Annotated in this window: 16 protein-coding genes; 11 read left to right on the top strand and 5 right to left on the bottom strand. The window is 37.7% G+C overall.

From position 1 onward, the window contains the following. Positions 1-16: 16 nt before the first annotated feature. From rpiB to tkt, 8 genes are read left to right on the top strand one after another with little or no spacing between them, the layout of a single operon-like run. Entirely contained in the window at positions 17-472 is a 456-nt protein-coding gene (gene rpiB, locus KPF51_RS07940; RefSeq protein WP_005718521.1) for a ribose 5-phosphate isomerase B, read from the top strand. Between the two features lie 48 nt (positions 473-520). Then, positions 521-1498: a TRAP transporter substrate-binding protein gene (locus KPF51_RS07935; RefSeq protein WP_005718520.1), complete on the top strand. Its 978-nt coding sequence runs from the start codon at positions 521-523 to the stop codon at positions 1496-1498. A 53-nt stretch (positions 1499-1551) separates the two neighbouring features. Then, positions 1552-2028 carry a TRAP transporter small permease gene (locus KPF51_RS07930; protein WP_005718519.1) on the top strand — a complete coding sequence of 159 codons (477 nt, stop codon included), beginning with the start codon at positions 1552-1554 and terminating at the stop codon, positions 2026-2028. Beyond that, a complete protein-coding gene (locus KPF51_RS07925) occupies positions 2028-3320 on the top strand; it encodes a TRAP transporter large permease (protein WP_005752182.1) in 1293 nt (430 codons plus the stop codon). The genes KPF51_RS07930 and KPF51_RS07925 overlap by 1 nt, the downstream gene beginning before the upstream one ends. A 10-nt stretch (positions 3321-3330) precedes the next feature. After that, positions 3331-4002, top strand: coding sequence for a cyclase family protein (locus KPF51_RS07920; protein WP_064661090.1), 672 nt, complete (start codon positions 3331-3333; stop codon positions 4000-4002). 12 nt (positions 4003-4014) lie between these two features. After that, positions 4015-5064 (top strand): triose-phosphate isomerase, encoded by a 1050-nt coding sequence (gene tpiA / locus KPF51_RS07915; protein ID WP_064661089.1) that lies wholly within the window; start codon positions 4015-4017, stop codon positions 5062-5064. A gap of 17 nt (positions 5065-5081) precedes the next feature. Continuing rightward, on the top strand, positions 5082-6032 hold the full coding sequence (gene tal, locus KPF51_RS07910; protein WP_005724498.1) for a transaldolase: 951 nt from the start codon (positions 5082-5084) through the stop codon (positions 6030-6032). Positions 6033-6059: 27 nt separating this feature from the next. Further along, positions 6060-8066, top strand: a complete 2007-nt coding sequence (gene tkt, locus KPF51_RS07905) for a transketolase (protein WP_015702702.1) — start codon at positions 6060-6062, stop codon at positions 8064-8066. Between the two features lie 95 nt (positions 8067-8161). Here the strand turns inward: tkt and rpoD are convergent, their stop codons facing one another. From rpoD to rpsU, 3 genes are all read right to left on the bottom strand, one after another. Further along, positions 8162-10030 (bottom strand): RNA polymerase sigma factor RpoD, encoded by a 1869-nt coding sequence (gene rpoD, locus KPF51_RS07900; protein ID WP_064702832.1) that lies wholly within the window; start codon positions 10028-10030, stop codon positions 8162-8164. A 75-nt stretch (positions 10031-10105) separates the two neighbouring features. Then, positions 10106-11854 carry a DNA primase gene (gene dnaG, locus KPF51_RS07895; RefSeq protein ID WP_005723726.1) on the bottom strand — a complete coding sequence of 583 codons (1749 nt, stop codon included), beginning with the start codon at positions 11852-11854 and terminating at the stop codon, positions 10106-10108. A 115-nt stretch (positions 11855-11969) separates the two neighbouring features. Next, complete coding sequence (rpsU, locus tag KPF51_RS07890; protein ID WP_005717672.1) at positions 11970-12185, bottom strand: 30S ribosomal protein S21; 216 nt, start codon at positions 12183-12185, stop codon at positions 11970-11972. Between the two features lie 218 nt (positions 12186-12403). Between rpsU and tsaD the strand changes: the two genes are divergently transcribed. From tsaD to KPF51_RS07875, 3 genes are read left to right on the top strand one after another with little or no spacing between them, the layout of a single operon-like run. Beyond that, positions 12404-13435 carry a tRNA (adenosine(37)-N6)-threonylcarbamoyltransferase complex transferase subunit TsaD gene (tsaD, locus tag KPF51_RS07885; protein ID WP_005723723.1) on the top strand — a complete coding sequence of 344 codons (1032 nt, stop codon included), beginning with the start codon at positions 12404-12406 and terminating at the stop codon, positions 13433-13435. Between the two features lie 20 nt (positions 13436-13455). Continuing rightward, positions 13456-13692 (top strand): hypothetical protein, encoded by a 237-nt coding sequence (locus tag KPF51_RS07880; protein WP_005717662.1) that lies wholly within the window; start codon positions 13456-13458, stop codon positions 13690-13692. A gap of 1 nt (position 13693) precedes the next feature. Further along, positions 13694-14272: a thymidine kinase gene (locus KPF51_RS07875; RefSeq protein ID WP_005717659.1), complete on the top strand. Its 579-nt coding sequence runs from the start codon at positions 13694-13696 to the stop codon at positions 14270-14272. A gap of 234 nt (positions 14273-14506) precedes the next feature. On the opposite strand, the gene KPF51_RS07870 is transcribed toward KPF51_RS07875, so the two are convergent. Together KPF51_RS07870 and KPF51_RS07865 are read right to left on the bottom strand one after the other, a co-directional pair. Next, positions 14507-17767 carry a hypothetical protein gene (locus tag KPF51_RS07870; RefSeq protein WP_130555679.1) on the bottom strand — a complete coding sequence of 1087 codons (3261 nt, stop codon included), beginning with the start codon at positions 17765-17767 and terminating at the stop codon, positions 14507-14509. A gap of 4 nt (positions 17768-17771) precedes the next feature. Continuing rightward, positions 17772-18131: a hypothetical protein gene (locus tag KPF51_RS07865; RefSeq protein ID WP_061406398.1), complete on the bottom strand. Its 360-nt coding sequence runs from the start codon at positions 18129-18131 to the stop codon at positions 17772-17774. Between the last annotated feature and the right edge of the window lie 40 nt (positions 18132-18171).

Raw genomic sequence — 18171 nt, 5'->3', positions numbered from 1 at the left:
TGATAAGGAGCTAAAAATGAAAATCGCCATTGGCTGTGATGATGCGGCTTATAATTTGAAGGTGGAATTAATTAAGTTTTTAACTTCCCTTGGCATTGAATGTGATGATTTTGGTGCGGGTGCTGGTGATACAACACTGTATCCGAATGTTGCTGAGAAAGTCGCAATCGCTGTCGCAAAAGGAGAATATGACAGAGGCATTTTAACCTGTGGAACAGGAATTGGTATGTGCATTACTGCGAATAAGATTCCTGGGATTCGTGCTGCTGTGTGTCATGATGTTTTTTCTGCAGAGCGAGCAAGAAAGAGTAATGATGCGCAGATTATTTGTTTTGGTGAAAGGGTTATCGGTGTCGAATTGGCCAAAGCATTATTAAAAACGTGGTTAGCGTGTGACTTCGCAGGTGGTGGTTCTACACCTAAAGTTGCGCAAATTAATGAAATTGATTCTAAATATCATCGCTCTTTATAGCGATATTAGAATTGAATGTGTTCTTATTTTAACAATAGGGTGTGACTTATGAAAAAACTTAATCTTATTTCTTCTGCGATAGTATTAACAATGTTTTCTAGTGCGTCTATTGCGGCCAGCAACTACACATTTGCTTTGAGTCATTATGGTTCACCAAGTGATACGGTGACAAAAGCGACAGAGTTAATGGCAAAAAGAGCGCATGAATTATCTAATGGTCGCATTACCATAAAATTACATCCGAATAGTGAATTAGGTAATTCAGGTGCACAAATTGATGGTGTGCGTATGGGGACAATTGATATTGTGGTTGTGGGAAATCCATATTATACCACTTTCAATGAAGAGCTAAATTTACTTGATTTACCTTTCTTATTCCGTGATGAAGCACATGTTGAAAAAGTTTTAGCAGGCGATGTTGGTGAGCATTTGTTAGCTTCTTTTGAAAAAGTGGGGCTTAAAGGTCTAGCGTTTTATGAAGTCGGCTTTAGAGATATTACCAATAATAAACGCCCTATCAGCACAGTCAAAGATTTATCCCATTTGAAATTAAGAACAACACCAAATCCAGCACATATTTCTGCATTTAAAGAATGGGGCGTGAATCCAACACCAATGCCATTTAATGAAGTCTATTTTTCTTTAAAAACAGGGGTCATCGATGGTCAAGAGAACCCAGTTCATCATATTTATAACAATAACTTACAAGAAGTTCAAAAATATCTTTCTCTGACTCACCATGCCTATACAGCCGCGCCAATGACCATGAATTTAGATACCTTTAATTCTTTGGATAAAGAAACACAGCGTATTTTATTACAAGTGGCTAAAGAAGGGGCAGAGTTAGAAAAACAACTCAACATTGAAGAGAATAAAATTTATCTTGGTAAATTGAAAGAGCAAGGAATGGAAATTGAGTATTCCCCAGATACGGCGTCATTCCAAGAAGGTGCTAAAAAAGCATGGCATGATTATGCGAAAAAATTTGGTGACAAATTAATTAATAAAGTGGTTGAAACTCAATAATAAGTAAAAGGCTACTAGTAAATAGTAGCCATTTTTACATTCAAGAGGGAATTATGATTGAACGTTATAATAAATTTATTAGTAATACTTTCCTTTCTTTAGGATGTGTATTCTTTTCAATCCTCGTCATTATGACCTTTATTCAAGTGATTACAAGATATGTTGTGAATATCTCTTTCCCTTGGGCAGAGGAATTTTTGCGATTTTGTTATACATGGATGATTATCTTTGGCATTTTGACAACCACACAGATCCAAGTGCCCTTACTCAGAATCATGATTTTTGAGAAGTTTAAATTTGGTTGGGTTTTATCCTCTTTACTTTATTGCATTATGTTGTTTTGTTTATTCCTATTAGTTAAAGGTGGAATAAAGCTTTATACAATGAATGTAAATAGCTATTACTCTGCATTCAAAATTTCTATTTCTTGGGTTTATGTGCCATTTATTATTTGTTTATCTCTAGAAGCATTCAGAATTGTATTGGCTTTAATTGCGTTAATTCAAACTAAAAAAGTGAGGGATCTATAATGTCATTCATTCTTTTATTAGGGACAATGTTTTTATTAACAGTTTTTGGCTTGCCATTATTTTATAGTATTATTTTTGCTTCAATTGTGACATTGTTTTATTTCTTACCTAATATCCCTGTTACGATTGTTGCACAACAAGTGATGCAAGGGTTAGACACCAATGCATTACAAGCACTCGCATTTTTCTTTTTAGCCGGTGAACTGATGAGTGTGGGTGGCATAACTAATCGTATTATTCGATTTGTCACCTCGATAATTGGTCGTTGGAAAGGTTCTCTGGCATATATCAATATTTTCTCCAGTTTATTTTTTGGTTCTATCAGTGGCTCCGCTGTGGCATCTACTGCCGCGATTGGAAGCTCATTAATCCCTGAAATGAAAAAAAGAGGTTATCCCGCCCCTTTTTCTGCTGCATTAACGCAGTCGGCTTCTATCATTGGTCCCATTATTCCGCCTAGTGTGCCGATGATTGTATTTGCTGCATTAGCAGGAGCAGGTGTTTCCGTTGGGAAGATGTTTATGTCTGGGATTATTCCTGGGCTTATGATCGCATTAACATTAATCTTAATTACGTTCATCATTTCAAAAATTAAAGGCTATGGTAATCATTCAGTAGAATTTAGCCTCAAAGAAGTTAAAGAAAGCGCGAAAGATGCAGTATGGGCGTTACTCTGTCCGATTATCATTCTCTATGGCATTATTTCAGGTATTTTTACGGCAACAGAAGCAGGCGCAGTTTCGGTCGTTTATGCCTATTTAATTGGTACGTTTGTTTATAAAGAATTAAATCTGGAACGATTAAAGAAAGCTTTTATTTCTTCTTTAAAAGGTACCATTACAGTAATGTTAATTGTTGGCGCGTCTTCTATTTTTGCGTGGATGATTGCGCGTTTGCAAATCAGCCATCAAGTCGCAAGTTGGGTATCTTCTGTGTGCAGTAGCCCATTAGAGGCGCTTATTCTTATTAATGTGATTGTTCTTTTTATTGGCATGATAATGGATCCTACCGCGGCATTAACCATTTTAGTTCCTGTATTTATGCCGATCGTTAATCAATTTGGTATTTCACCTATTCATTTTGGATTAGTTGTTATTTTAAATCTGATGATAGGTCTCATTACCCCGCCTGTCGGTTATTTAATATTCTTGTCAGCAAATATCGCAGAGTGTGAACCCATTAAGGTATTGAAAGAAAGTTTACCTTTTTTACTGTCATTACTAGGTTTACTTATTTTACTCATTTTAGTACCTGAATTTAGTACATTCTTACCCGATTTATTATTTAAATAAGGAGTAAATCATGAGTAACTGGATTGATTTATCAATGCCGATTGCTAACAACCATGTGCGTTGGCAAACCCATATTGAGAAAAAAGGTAATTTTGATTCGGGGGATTTATTTGAAGCGACACAGCTCCAAGTCTCTTGCCATGCATTCACACACATGGATGCACTCAGTCACATTCAGAAAGGCGCTTATAATATTTTAGATATTTCTCCAGATGTATATATTGGCAAGTTTCATGTATTGGATTTATCTAAACAAGTGACAGAAAACTTGGCGATTACAGCAGACGTACTTGATGCGATTTGGCCTGAAGGTGATGTAGAGAGAATTATTTTTAAAACTTGTTGGGATCAACACCACCATTATAACACGGTTTGTTTTTGGACCAAGTCTCCCTATATTACTGAAGATGGTGCTAAGTATTTAGCGGAAAAGAAACTGAAACTCATTACTTTCGATTTTCCTCAAGATTATCCTATTCGAAGATGGGTTGATGGCATCATAGAAAAACCTTTGTCAAAACATGTCACTCACCAGCACTTATTAATGCAAGGCGTGACCTTGGTCGAATACATTTGTAATACACATAAAATTACAAGTCACTGTGTGGAAGGGTTAATGATACCTATTGCTATTGAACATACAGATGGCGCGCCTTGTCGCGTTTTGGTCAAAAATCTTTAAAAGGTAAATGTTATGGAAAAAAAAATTTACTTTGGTACAAATTTAAAAATGTATAAAGGTAATTGTGAAACAGTCGATTACCTTACTCAGTTACTTGCCCTCAGAGAAAAACTTCAATCTGATTATGATATTGAATTATTTGTCATTCCTTCTTATATCGCCTTAAAAGATGCTGTACATGCAGCGGCATCAGAGACAACGCATAAAATTCTTATTGGTGCACAGAACATGAATGCTAAGGATAAAGGGCAGTTTACTGGCGAAATTTCACCACTCATGTTGAAAGAGTTAGGGGTTCAGTTGGTCATGATTGGGCATTCTGAACGTCGCCATGTTTTGAAGGAAACCGATCAGGAAGAGAATGAGAAAGTATTGTCAGCGTTGAAGCATGGCTTTAAAACATTACTCTGTGTTGGTGAAACGTTAGAACAGAAAAATTATCAGATTTCCGATGAAGTACTCCGGACACAATTAAAGATCGGTTTGCACGGTGTATCAGTGAAGCAATTACCTCATTTATTCATCGCATATGAACCCGTTTGGGCAATTGGTGAAGGTGGTATTCCTGCAACGGCGCAATATGCAGATGAGAAACAGAAGATCATTAAACAATGTTTATTTGAAATGTTTGGTGAGGAAAGTAAAAAGATACCGGTATTGTATGGGGGAAGTGTGAATTTAGAAAATGCAAATGAATTAATTATGCAGCCTCATATTGACGGATTGTTTGTTGGGCGTAGCGCCTGGGATGCACAATGTTTTTATACTTTAATAGACGGTGCGTTAAAAGCCTTGGCGGGTACAATACATCAATTTAGCCCTATTGCTACTCAGCTCATTAAACACTTAGGAGGAAAAGAAAATATCAGTGCGTTAACGCATTGTGCGAGTCGGATTAGAGTGATGACGCGGAATGAAAATCATATAAATAAAGTAGCAATAGAAAAAATAAATGGGGTGAGCGGGTTATTTTCGATCGCTAATCAATATCAAATTATTGTAGGTCCTAAATGGGTAGAAAAAATTTATAGCGAAATGAAAGCGTTATTAGAAACAGAATAGATGATAGGGAGAAGAGCATGACACAATTAGATTCATTACGCAGTATGACGGTTGTTGTCGCAGATACTGGTGATATTGAAGCAATTAAGCAATATCAGCCACAAGATGCAACAACAAATCCTTCTTTGATTTTAAGTGCTTCTGCATTGCCCCAGTATGCGCCATTAATTGATGACGCCATTGCTTATGCGAAAACAAAAAGTGATTGTCCACGCCAGCAGTTGGTTGATGCTGAAGATAAACTGGCCGTTAATATCGGCTTAGAAATACTCAAAATTATCCCTGGACGGATTTCTACGGAAGTCGATGCAAGGCTTTCGTATGATACACAAGCGACTATTGAGAAAGCGCGTAAATTGATCAAGCTTTATAATGAAGCGGGAATAGAGAATCATCGGATCCTCATCAAAATTGCTTCAACTTGGCAAGGTATTCGAGCTGCAGAAGTGCTTGAGAAAGAAGGAATTAATTGTAACTTGACGTTGTTATTTTCTGAAGCACAAGCGAGAGCTTGTGCTGAAGCCGGTGTGTATTTAATTTCGCCGTTTGTAGGGCGAATTTTAGATTGGTATAAAGCAAATACGGGCAGACAAGATTATCCGGCTGCGGAAGATCCAGGTGTGATTTCCGTGACTCAAATTTATAATTATTATAAACAACATAATTATAAGACGGTTGTCATGGGCGCAAGTTTCCGAAATGTAGATGAAATTATTGAGTTAGCAGGATGTGATCGTTTGACGATTTCACCTACTTTATTGAGTCATTTACAAGCAAGAGAAGGGGAACTTGTTCGTAAGTTAGCATTCAGCGGCGAGTTAAAAGACAGACCTCAACCTTTAACAGAGAGCGAGTTTTATTGGCAACATAACAGCGATCCAATGGCTGTTGCAAAATTAGCAGAAGGCATTTGTAAATTTGCAGAAGATCAAGAAAAACTAGAAAAAATGCTCTTGGAAAGACTATAACATGTTGAATAAGAGGGAGTAATCACTATGGCAACACGTAGAGAACTGGCCAATGCCATTCGTTTTTTAAGTATGGATGCAGTGCAAAAAGCAAAATCAGGGCATCCAGGTGCACCGATGGGGATGGCAGATATTGCAGAAGTCTTATGGCGTGACTTTTTAAAACATAACCCAAGCAATCCACACTGGGCCGATCGCGACCGTTTCATTTTATCCAATGGTCATGGTTCAATGCTGATTTACAGTTTATTACATTTAAGTGGTTATGACCTTTCTATTGAAGATTTAAAACAATTCCGTCAATTACATTCCAAAACACCGGGACACCCAGAATACGGTTATGCGCCGGGTGTTGAAACCACAACAGGACCATTAGGTCAAGGGATTACGAACGCAGTGGGTTTTGCGATTGCGGAGAAAACCCTTGCCCATCAATTTAACCGTCCAGGTCATGAAATTGTTGACCACCACACCTATGTGTTCTTAGGTGATGGTTGTTTAATGGAAGGGATTTCTCATGAAGCCTGTTCTTTAGCGGGTACTCTAGGGTTAGGTAAACTAATTGCCTTCTATGATGACAACAATATCTCAATTGATGGTCATGTGGATGGTTGGTTCACTGATGATACGCAAAAACGGTTTGAGGCCTATGGTTGGCATGTGATTCCTGCGGTGGATGGTCATAACCCAGAGCAGATTCTTGAGGCGGTGAAACAAGCCCAAGCGGAGACAACCAAACCAACCTTAATTATTTGTAAAACCATTATCGGTTATGGTTCACCGAATAAAGCCAACTCACACGATTGTCATGGTGCTCCATTAGGTGATGATGAAATTGCGGCAGCACGTGAATTCTTAAAATGGGAGCATGCCCCGTTTGAAATTCCTGCGGAGATTTATGCACAATGGGATGCGAAAGAAAAAGGTCAAGTTGCTGAAAAAGCGTGGGAAGAAAAATTGGCAGCTTATGCCAAAGCTTACCCAGAATTAGCGGCAGAATTTACTCGTCGTGTGAATGCGGAACTCCCGGCAAACTGGGCGGCAGAATCGCAAGCCTTTATTGAACATTTACAAGCGAATCCGGCGAGCATTGCCAGCCGTAAAGCGTCACAAAATGCGATTGAAGCCTATGCTAAATTATTACCGGAGTTTTTAGGCGGGTCAGCGGATTTAGCCAGCTCAAACTTAACCCTCTGGTCAGGTTCCAAACCAATCCGTGCAGTAGAAAATGCCGATGGTAACTACATCAACTACGGTGTGCGTGAGTTTGGTATGTCGGCGATTATGAACGGTATCGCGTTACATGGTGGTTTCATTCCTTATGGTGCTACTTTCTTGATGTTTATGGAATATGCACATAATGCGGTGCGTATGGCGGCATTAATGAAACAACGCTCATTATTTGTTTACACCCACGACTCTATTGGGCTTGGTGAAGACGGTCCAACTCACCAACCGGTTGAACAAACGTCTGCTTTACGTTTAATTCCAAATTTGGAAACATGGCGTCCATGTGACCAAGTGGAATCGGCGGTGGCGTGGAAAGCGGCAGTGGAACGTAAAGAGGGACCTAGTGCGTTAATTTTTACTCGTCAAAATCTTGCGCAAATGGACCGCACTGCTGAGCAGTTAGCCAATGTGGCACGTGGTGGTTATGTTTTACGTCATTGCTGTGAAAACCAAACTTGCCCAGATTTAATCTTGATTGCGACGGGTTCCGAGGTGGAATTGGCGATGAAAGCGGCGGATGTTTTAGATGCAGAAGGGGTAAAAGTACGTGTTGTCTCTATGCCGAGCACCAATGTGTTTGATAAACAGGATGCGGCTTACCGTGAAAGCGTGTTACCAAGCCACATAACAAAACGTGTTGCGATTGAAGCGGGTATTGCGGATTTCTGGTACAAATATGTGGGCTTTGAGGGGCGTGTTGTGGGGATGAACAGTTTTGGTGAATCCGCACCAGCTGACCAATTGTTCAAACTCTTTGGTTTTACAGTCGAGAATATAGTCGAAAAAGCAAAAGCGATTTTATAATTCACATTATGTGCTTAAATGAAAAGCCACTCGCTGACGAGTGGCTTTGATTAAATAGACTGGGAATAAATGAGATGCGTTTCTCTTGGTTTCCATTATTCGTCTAAGAAACTACGTAAAGTTTCAGAGCGGCTAGGGTGACGTAATTTACGTAAGGCTTTCGCTTCGATTTGACGAATACGCTCACGTGTGACATCAAATTGTTTGCCTACTTCTTCTAAAGTATGATCTGTGTTCATATCAATACCAAAGCGCATACGGAGTACTTTCGCTTCACGTGGGGTTAGCCCTTCTAATACTTCGTGTGTCGCCACTTTCAAGCTTTGTGCTGTGGCAGAGTCTAATGGTAACTCAAGAGTTGAGTCTTCGATAAAATCACCTAAATGTGAATCATCGTCATCACCAATAGGCGTTTCCATAGAAATCGGCTCTTTGGCAATTTTCAAGACCTTACGGATTTTATCTTCTGGCATTCCCATACGTTCTGCTAACTCTTCTGGAGATGCCTCACGCCCCATTTCTTGTAGCATTTGACGTGAAATACGATTTAATTTATTAATCGTTTCAATCATATGTACAGGGATACGAATCGTTCTTGCTTGGTCTGCAATAGAACGCGTGATCGCTTGGCGGATCCACCAAGTCGCATAAGTGGAGAATTTGTAACCACGACGGTATTCAAACTTATCCACTGCTTTCATAAGACCAATGTTTCCTTCTTGGATTAAGTCTAAGAATTGTAAACCTCGGTTCGTGTATTTTTTAGCGATAGAAATCACAAGACGTAAGTTGGCTTCCACCATTTCTTTTTTCGCACGGCGTGCTTTGAGTTCGCCGGCAGAAATCCGTTCACAGACTTCGCGGATTTGCGAAACGGTTAAATTGGTTTGACGTTCAATTTCCAGAATATTATCAATGTAATAACGAATTTCTTCTTCATGTTTCGCTAATTTTTCAGACCAAGTTTTGCCTGATGATAGTGCTTTAACTAACCAAGTATCTTTGTTTTCATGCCCAATAAAGACTTTTTGGAATTGCTCTTTTGGCATTTTGGCCTTATCTACCACAATTTTTTGAATGCTACGCTCTTGTAAACGAACCGATTTCATCATATTGCTCATTAAATTGACTAGCGTATCAAATTGTTTTGGCACCAAACGGAATTGGGTAAAGACATCTGCTAAGGCTTGGATTTGATCTTTTGATTTTTTGCTGGTGCGACCGTGTTTTTCGATCATCGCAACCACTTTTGCGTGTTGTGTCTTGAGTTCTAGAAACTTCTCACGCGCCACTTCTGGATCGATGGAATTGTCTGAATCGCTATCGTCTGTCGTGCTTTCTTCTTCGCTTTCTTCTTCCTCTTCCTCTTCTTCATTGAGCGTAGCACTTACAGAATCGCTGTCTTCGTCTTCAGCAAAAGTGTCTTCAATTTCTGCAACATCGCCTTCTGTCATCGCATTTGGATCAACAAAGCCAGTGATTAAGTCAGCTAAACGGACGCCACCTTCTTCGACTAATGCGTATTGATCAAGTAGATAAGAAATTGCTTCTGGGTAAAAGGCAATCGCACTTTGAACTTCATTAATCCCTTCTTCAATGCGTTTTGCAATGTCGATTTCGCCTTCGCGGGTAAGTAGTTCAACACTGCCCATTTCACGCATATACATGCGCACAGGATCAGTTGTACGTCCAATTTCTGCTTCAACGCTTGATAATACTTGCGTCGCTTCTTCAACCGCATCTTCATCAGCAATCGTTTCATTTAACATCAGATCATCAGCATCAGGTGCACTTTCAAGTACTTGAATCCCCATGTCATTGATCATCTGAATAATATCTTCAATTTGTTCAGCATCAACAAGTTCTTCTGGCAAGTGGTCATTGACCTCTGCGTAAGTAAGATAACCTTGTTCTTTGCCTTGTGCGATTAACAATTTCAATTGAGATTGTGGATTTTGATCCATAATGTAATATCCGCCTTGCTTGAGTAGTTATGAAGATAAAATACGCCTGATTTTATCACTGTTATGCTAGATTAACTATGCCTTTTGTTGTTTTTTCACTAATAATTGTGTCAACTTTTTCCGCTCATTCATATTTAGCCCTTCTGAGCGATCTTTGGCAATCAGTAAATCGATTTCATGTTCAATAAGTTGAAAGTACAAATAGCGTAGCGTGCTTTTGAACGTTTCTTCAATTTGTGTGTCTTCTACTAAATGATTCCAACTTGCTAAAATTTCAAGGGCTTTGCTGTGTTCAGTATCACGCCAATATTCAAGTATTTGACCGGTAGTAATGCCCACTTTTTCTTGACAAAGTGCGGTCAGTTTTTCCAATAAATCCAGCCCTGGTTCATTCAGTGTTCGTAAGGGAGATAAGTCTGGTACCAATTGGGCTAATTCTGGATTTTGCAATAACAGACCAATTAATACACGCATTGGCGTTCTTTTGACCGGTTGAGGCGAGGCTGTTATTTTCATTTCAGAATAGCTTGGAATCAGACTTTCCAATTGGGCTTGGTCTAAAATGCCGAGTTTTTGCGCGAGCGTGTTGCGTAGAGATAAGCGTAACATATCGCCAGGGATTTTTTTGATTAATGGCACCGCCAATGCGGCTAATTTTGTTTTCCCTTCTTTACTGGAAAAATCCACTTGTGGCGCGAGGCTAGTGAATAAAAACTCACTCAGCGAGAGGGCTTTTTGCATATATTGTTCAAAGCCGGCTTTTCCATGCTGACGAATAAATGAATCAGGGTCTTCACCATCAGGCAGAAAAACAAATTTTAATTGACGCCCGTCTTCTAAATAAGGAAGGGCATTTTCAAACGCTCGCCAAGCTGCTTCTCGTCCCGCGCGATCCCCATCATAACAACAAATTGCTTGTTCCGTAGAACGAAACAGGAGTTGAATTTGTTCTGCGGTAGTCGCTGTTCCGAGTGAGGCAACGGCATAATCAACACCAAATTGTGCTAATGCCACCACATCCATGTAGCCTTCCACAACCAGTAACATCTCTGGTGATTCATTGGCTTGTAAGGCTTCATATAAACCATATAGTTCATTTCCTTTATGGTAGGTCGCGCTTTCTGGTGAGTTTAAATATTTAGGTTTTTCATCACCAAGCACGCGTCCGCCAAACGCAATGGTTCTGCCACGTCGATCGCGAATCGGGAACATGATCCGATGACGGAAGCGATCGTAGATCTTGCCTTGCTCGCTACGGGAAAGCATACCAAGATCGAAGAGTTTTTGTTGATCTTCTTTCTGTTGCCCAAAACGTTGTAAAACTGCATCAAAACTATTCGGTACGAAACCAATTTGAAAACGAGAAATCACCTCAGGAGACAAACCGCGTTGTTGTAAATAACTTTGTGCAGGAATATGTTGTGCGAGTTGTTGTTGATAGAATTGGGCAATTTCTTGCATCAATTCATATAAATTACGCTTAGTTTGCAGATTAATTTGTTTGCCATGAAAGTGCGGTTTATTTTCACGCGGAATCTCTAAACTGAGCATGCCTGCTAATTCTTCAATGGCTTCGACGAATTCAAGTTTGTCATATTCCATTAAAAATGAGATTGCATTACCGTGTGCACCACAGCCAAAGCAATGATAAAACTGTTTTTTTTGACTAACCGTAAAAGAAGGCGTCTTTTCGTGATGGAATGGACAGCAAGCTTGGTAATCTCGCCCTGCTTTTTTGAGCTTCACTCTTGAATTGACAAGCTCCACAATATCTGTCTTGGCTAACAGATCATCAATAAATGTGCGTGGAATTGAGCCTTTCATCAAGTATATGCCCCTGCTTTAACATAAAAATATGGCGCGATTGAATGAAACAAAACCGTGATACCTATCGGCTTCACGGTTTGTATAACTCGAGTTTTTAAATACGTATTTCGTATTAGTATAAGCGTGTATTACGTGCGTTTTCACGTGCAACACGTTTTGCGTGACGTTTAGCACGAGTCGCGTTTTCACGTTTACGGATTGTAGTTGGTTTTTCGTAGAACTCACGGCTGCGAACTTCTGCTAAGATACCAGCTTTTTCGCAAGAGCGTTTAAAACGACGTAATGCAACGTCAAATGATTCGTTTTCACGTACTTTAATTACAGGCATAAGCCAATCACCTCAATGGAATTAATTTTGCAATTGCTAATTTATTTTACCGTTTGGAATAAACGGCTTATTCAATAAAGGTCGCAATTTTAATCTACTTTTCACGGAAAAGCAAAGGGAAGTTTGATCTTTTGTGTAAAAATGCGCTGTCAAACTGGTGAAAGCGTGTTAAACAAGGTAAAATTCTGCCCCAATAATAATGACAAAGGAAGAGCAAAATGCGCGTGTTAGGCATTGAAACCTCCTGTGATGAAACAGGGGTCGCGATTTATGATGAAGAAAAAGGTTTAGTGGCAAACCAGTTATACACACAAATTGCCTTACATGCTGATTACGGCGGGGTCGTGCCCGAATTAGCATCACGCGATCATATTCGAAAAACCGCTCCTTTGATCCAAGCGGCGTTAGCACAAGCTAATTTAACGCCCGACGAGATCGATGGGATCGCGTATACCTCTGGTCCAGGCTTAGTCGGTGCATTATTAGTGGGATCCACTATTGCACGCTCTTTAGCTTATGCTTGGAATGTGCCAGCTATTGGTGTACACCATATGGAAGGGCATTTGCTAGCACCAATGTTGGAAGATAATCCACCGACATTTCCTTTTGTTGCGTTATTAGTCTCAGGGGGACACACGCAATTAGTCCGTGTTGATGGCGTAGGACGTTATCAGTTACTGGGTGAATCAATTGATGATGCGGCAGGCGAAGCCTTTGATAAAACAGCGAAATTATTAGGCTTAGATTATCCGGGTGGTGCCGCGTTGGCGCGTTTGGCGGAAAAAGGTGATCCTAAACGCTTTAAGTTTCCACGTCCGATGACGGATCGTCCAGGTTTGGATTTTAGTTTCTCCGGTTTAAAAACCTTTGCTGCCAATACACTGCAGCAAGCGATAAAAGAAGAAGGGGAATTAACCGAACAAACCAAAGCAGATATTGCCTATGCTTTCCAACAAGCTGTGGTTGAAACCTTAGTGATTAAATGCCGCCGTGCGTTAAAGGAAACGGGATTTAACCGCCTCGTGATTGCGGGGGGCGTAAGCGCAAATAAGCAACTTCGTCAGGATTTAGCACAATTAATGCAACAGTTAAAAGGGGAAGTATTTTATCCACAACCACAATTTTGTACCGATAATGGAGCCATGATTGCCTATACTGGTTTTTTACGTTTAAAACAAGGGGAGTCACAACCGCTTGCGATTCAGGTAAAACCGCGTTGGGCGATGACTGAGCTTTCTGCGATTGATTAATATTTAACAAGGAAATCACCATGAGTGAACAGCTAAAAATAAAAGCCATGCGTGCAGCAGGTGTGGGTTGTGTCTTAATGTTAATGATAATTGCCTTAGTGGTGTTTATGCTCCCAACGGGCATATTAATTGATTATTTAACGCTAGCGGGATCTTGGGTCGGTGGTGGAACCACTTTTGGTATTTTAATGTTGGCAGCCTTACCCCCTCTGACAGGCGCTATTTTTTATTATTTTTGGAAATGGGTATTAAAGTAAGATGGCAAAACTTTATTTTTATTATTCAACGATGAATGCGGGGAAATCCACCACTTTATTACAATCGTCCTATAACTACCAAGAACGCGACATGAATACCTTAGTCTATACGGCAGCCATTGATGATCGGTTTGGTGTGGGAAAAGTAACCTCACGTATTGGGATTAGCCAAGAGGCACAACTGTTTCATAAAGAAAGTGATCTTTTTGTTGAAATTGCACAACATCTTCAACAACAACCTTTACATTGTATTTTAGTCGATGAGGCGCAATTTTTAACCAAAACACAAGTGTATCAGCTTAGCGAAGTGGTGGATAAATTAAAGATTCCTGTGCTGTGTTACGGTTTACGCACAGATTTCCAAGCAGAATTGTTCGAGGGAAGTAAGTATCTTTTAGCGTGGGCAGATCAATTAGAAGAGCTCAAAACCATTTGTTATTGCGGACGTAAAGCAAACTTTGTATTACGTTTAAATGACAAAGGGGAGGTTGTACGTGACGGTGCGCAAATTCAAATCGGTGGGAATGACAGTTATCTGTCGGTTTGTCGTTTACATTACAAAGAGAAGATTGCTCTTTAAGCGTATTGACGCTGAAAAGTGCGGTCATTTTTGACTCGGTTTTATCAAAGAGGAAGTGATGTTTGAAACAGCCTTTTTCATTGACTAGCTATCCATTGTTTATTATCAGAACGTATATACATTTATTTAACCCAGCAAGATTTTTCAGAAGTTTTCATCAAAATGTTTTGATTACAGAGGATGATATAGTTCTAGCATTTCTTAAAATATTTTTAAACATGAATGTATGTTTTATTATTCTGTGCAATTTTCTATTGTCAATAATTCTTTTAATTCTATCTCTATCTGTTTTACATCCAGAAAATGCCCGTGTGCAAATTGACTGAATAAAATAAGAGCAAGTTTTCTAGCACCATTTACTATCCTTAATTTATTGATAACTTGCGAGATTAAACGAGCAAGCCTTTGCTCGCTAGTATTACCTTGAAGACTAAGCATTGCAGATTGACTGCATGCATACACTATATGTTGGGTGTAGCGCCATTCAGAAAAGTCTAACTTATAGTCCGTCTGCTCATTAATATATGCATTGCAGATTGCTAATAGGCAACATCGGGTCAATACATATAGAGCTGTATTTGTCGATGGATAATTATTTGGATACATTTTAAGTAATTGTGTTGCAAGATATTGCCCTTTTTCTTCTTTCCCACATAGTTGGACTAAATCTTCATACGAAATAGGAACATTCAAACCATATTGGATATGGCATTCTACATGCTTAGATTTCTCTGTTAGTGTAGAAAGTTTACAATCGTTTATAAATTGTGCTGCATTAGCTAATAGTATGTCTAGTTGATTATATAAAGAGCAAAACTCTATATCTAAACAAAGTAATGGGATACTATGTGATATTGAAGCTCTTATGCTGCTGTAATGAGATATATCGATATTGTCTCGTATTTTAATGATCTCTTCCGGCATATTGCCAATTTCAGGATGGATCAAATCACACATACGAAATAAAGAATTTAGATTGTTAAAAGTCGTATCTTTAGCAATATCATCAGCAGTTATCTTTACAAAATGATTTTGAGATTTTGTAATTGAGAAGTAATCTGGACTACCTGTTTGTTTTAACCACTTTGAAACAATTTCTTTAGTTTCTCTGGTTATATAAATTTTAATTCCATTTCGAATTAGTCCGTGACAAAAACCAGTTAGTGATAAATAAGATAGGGAAAGTACATCAAGGATTACTGCATCTTTGATAGTTTTTCCACCAGAATATAGATTGAAACTTAAATTGCTATTTTTATCACAAAGATATAGTAGTGAACCTTTAACTAAGTCATATTTATGAGTTTTATTTAATCGCATTAGAATTGGGATTACTTGCCCATTAATTTCTGGATCGCACAATTTTTTGTGGTTATATATGGGGTCTATCTGCTTTAACATACCCTCGACACTATTGTCCTCAATTGGAAATTGATAAAAACAATCAGTACCAGGATTTATATCATTCCTAATTTTTAGTGATATTTGAAAAGCAGCAACTATAGGTGGAAGTTTTTCTATTACTTTGTAGGAAACCATTCCTAATTCAAGAGTATCACCAACATTAGCATTTTTTAGCAGTTTACCTAAAGGACTATTAGAATCTAAGAGATATTCGTTGGTACTACAATCATCAACTATTAGTTTTTGAAAAATATCTTTTCCTAAACTATATTTAACAGCGATGGCACAACGTTCTGAGGGATATGCTATGTCTAAGGTATTTTTGTAGTGCTCTATATTGTTAATATGAAAATTAGTAACGTTAATAGCCATTTCTGTAGGATTGTCAATAAACCATTCTAAAATGAAAGATTCAGCTAAATGTATATCAGTTTTTGCTATTAAATAGAGAAGTCTTAGCCCTTCAATGCTGTATTTTTTAAGTATATCTTTGGGAATTTTCGATATAGTAAATTTTAATTCTTTATGAGGGCGTTTAGCTAAATTAGAAAGGTATAGCTGTAATTTCCAGTAGTAGCATGAATATTTAAATTTAGTTAAAGCGATTTCTAATAGCTGTGTGGCTTTGGGAATATTTTCTGATAGTATAACTTTCTCAATCTGAATGGACATAAATCTATAGTTTTCGTTTATTCCTTCCATTTTTTCTAATAATTCATCTAAAAGGCTAAGCTGATCCGCATCTAACAGTGCTTGCGCATACACCTCTAATATTGGGGAACACCAAGGAGAATTTGGTAAAAAAGGTTTTATCAGACTAATTACAAATGTAGGTAAATTGAGTGTCATTAGGATTTCGCATAGTTTATGTATTGCTTGTATATTAAATCGATTTAATTCACTAAAATAATTTGTCAAGAAATCTTCTATTTTTTGAGATAATTTTATTATTTTTTGTGTATTTTTAGGTTCACAAACTATTGCCTGTAAGAATATTTTTATGAATTCTTTGATTGCGTTATCCTGTTCTATTATATCTCCACCTTTATTTAACCATTGTTGTAGTTCACGACTTGTGATACTACCATCCATCATAGCAGATAATATTTGATAAGAATCCTCTTTATTAATGTTTAATTCTTCTTTTTTGAGAATTTCTTTCGCTGTGATTGAGGAATTCTCATTGTTAGTTAGTAAAATAGATATTTTTGGAATTATTTTTTCAGCTTCTTGAATGTTATTCTTACAAATATCAATTAGATCAGGTTCTTGAAATTTTGTTATAGCAAGTAATATAGTTGCTATATGTATTATTCTAGGGTCATCACAATTTTCTATTAATTTTAATGATAATTCGATTTGCTCTTTAAGCTCTTTCATTAATTTACTATCAATTATCCATATATGCTTACTATCTATAATTTTGTTGAGCATATAAGATTTAGATAGAGCACAGAGAATTGTACTATTTCTATTGGGAAACCGATAATTTAGATCCTCTGAAAGAGTTACAGCTATTTCGAAATGTTCATTTCTGATTGCACATCTAACTAATGAGCATAATTCATGCTCAAATAAGTTATTTCTAGTTTCCAGAGCTTGACTTAGATCTTTTTCATTTGCAAGAGTTTCATAAAATACTTCTGTACAAAAACTTCCCCTGTACTCAGAATTTTCATATCGTTTTTTAGCATCAATTATAGATGAAAGTGATAAGTGATGAAGATAAATCGATTCTACAGCATCTTTGATTACACGGTTTGCCTCTTCACTACGTAGCAGTTCTATAAACAAATTTAGATCGATTTTTGCATTTTCTTTTTGGGATAGATGCAATTTATATTGGAGTATTCTGAGTAAATTTTTACATTCACAATCAAGAGAATTTAGATTATTGAGGGTTGTTAAAAGTATATTTGCCTTCTTCCAATCCCTGTGAGTTATTGCATAAAAAAATTTTTTTATGCATATAGATAAATCGTTGGAGGATAGACTAGATATGATAATATTTCCAATTTCTACATTTGAGTGAGCACCCATATTAATATTATGCCCAATCTTAGTGCTTTGTATTATTGAATTATTTCTCATATTTTTAGTCATTGTCTTTATTTATCGTGATATTACCAATAAAAATAGAAGAATTACCATGATTATTAATGTTGTGACCAATATTGGAAATTTGATGAGTTCCAGTATTGTTATTGGAAGGTTTAAGATTCTTCAATATTTCAGTTAGTTGTGGGTGCTCATTAATCTTTCTCTCTATTACATGAGAGGCAAGATCCTCGTTAACACCAGCTTTTTTTAGCTCACTAACAAGTTTATTCAATTGGTTATCGTCAATTATCCATCCTTGTAGCTTGGACTTTAGAAGTTTGTAACATATAGAGCTTCCATTTTTGAATCCGTCATAGAGGAGACCAGCAAGTATTGTAGCAGTTAGATATTCCATAGCATCTCTTTAGTCTTAAATATTTAGATATTTCTAACTA

The sequence above is a fragment of the Pasteurella sp. XG20 genome (genome assembly GCF_018968665.1).
Classification (GTDB): domain Bacteria; phylum Pseudomonadota; class Gammaproteobacteria; order Enterobacterales; family Pasteurellaceae; genus Pasteurella; species Pasteurella multocida.
Note: the sequence above shows the minus strand (reverse complement) of the source record. Positions and strands in the feature narration are given on the sequence as shown.

Bases quoted from the DNA above. Each gene is read 5' to 3' on its own strand.
- rpiB (WP_005718521.1), top strand. From the start codon at position 17: ATGAAAATCGCCATTGGCTGTGATGATGCGGCTTATAATTTGAAGGTG.
- KPF51_RS07935 (WP_005718520.1), top strand. From the start codon at position 521: ATGAAAAAACTTAATCTTATTTCTTCTGCGATAGTATTAACAATGTTT.
- KPF51_RS07930 (WP_005718519.1), top strand. From the start codon at position 1,552: ATGATTGAACGTTATAATAAATTTATTAGTAATACTTTCCTTTCTTTA.
- KPF51_RS07925 (WP_005752182.1), top strand. From the start codon at position 2,028: ATGTCATTCATTCTTTTATTAGGGACAATGTTTTTATTAACAGTTTTT.
- KPF51_RS07920 (WP_064661090.1), top strand. From the start codon at position 3,331: ATGAGTAACTGGATTGATTTATCAATGCCGATTGCTAACAACCATGTG.
- tpiA (WP_064661089.1), top strand. From the start codon at position 4,015: ATGGAAAAAAAAATTTACTTTGGTACAAATTTAAAAATGTATAAAGGT.
- tal (WP_005724498.1), top strand. From the start codon at position 5,082: ATGACACAATTAGATTCATTACGCAGTATGACGGTTGTTGTCGCAGAT.
- tkt (WP_015702702.1), top strand. From the start codon at position 6,060: ATGGCAACACGTAGAGAACTGGCCAATGCCATTCGTTTTTTAAGTATG.
- rpoD (WP_064702832.1), bottom strand. From the start codon at position 10,030: ATGGATCAAAATCCACAATCTCAATTGAAATTGTTAATCGCACAAGGC.
- dnaG (WP_005723726.1), bottom strand. From the start codon at position 11,854: ATGAAAGGCTCAATTCCACGCACATTTATTGATGATCTGTTAGCCAAG.
- rpsU (WP_005717672.1), bottom strand. From the start codon at position 12,185: ATGCCTGTAATTAAAGTACGTGAAAACGAATCATTTGACGTTGCATTA.
- tsaD (WP_005723723.1), top strand. From the start codon at position 12,404: ATGCGCGTGTTAGGCATTGAAACCTCCTGTGATGAAACAGGGGTCGCG.
- KPF51_RS07880 (WP_005717662.1), top strand. From the start codon at position 13,456: ATGAGTGAACAGCTAAAAATAAAAGCCATGCGTGCAGCAGGTGTGGGT.
- KPF51_RS07875 (WP_005717659.1), top strand. From the start codon at position 13,694: ATGGCAAAACTTTATTTTTATTATTCAACGATGAATGCGGGGAAATCC.
- KPF51_RS07870 (WP_130555679.1), bottom strand. From the start codon at position 17,767: ATGAGAAATAATTCAATAATACAAAGCACTAAGATTGGGCATAATATT.
- KPF51_RS07865 (WP_061406398.1), bottom strand. From the start codon at position 18,131: ATGGAATATCTAACTGCTACAATACTTGCTGGTCTCCTCTATGACGGA.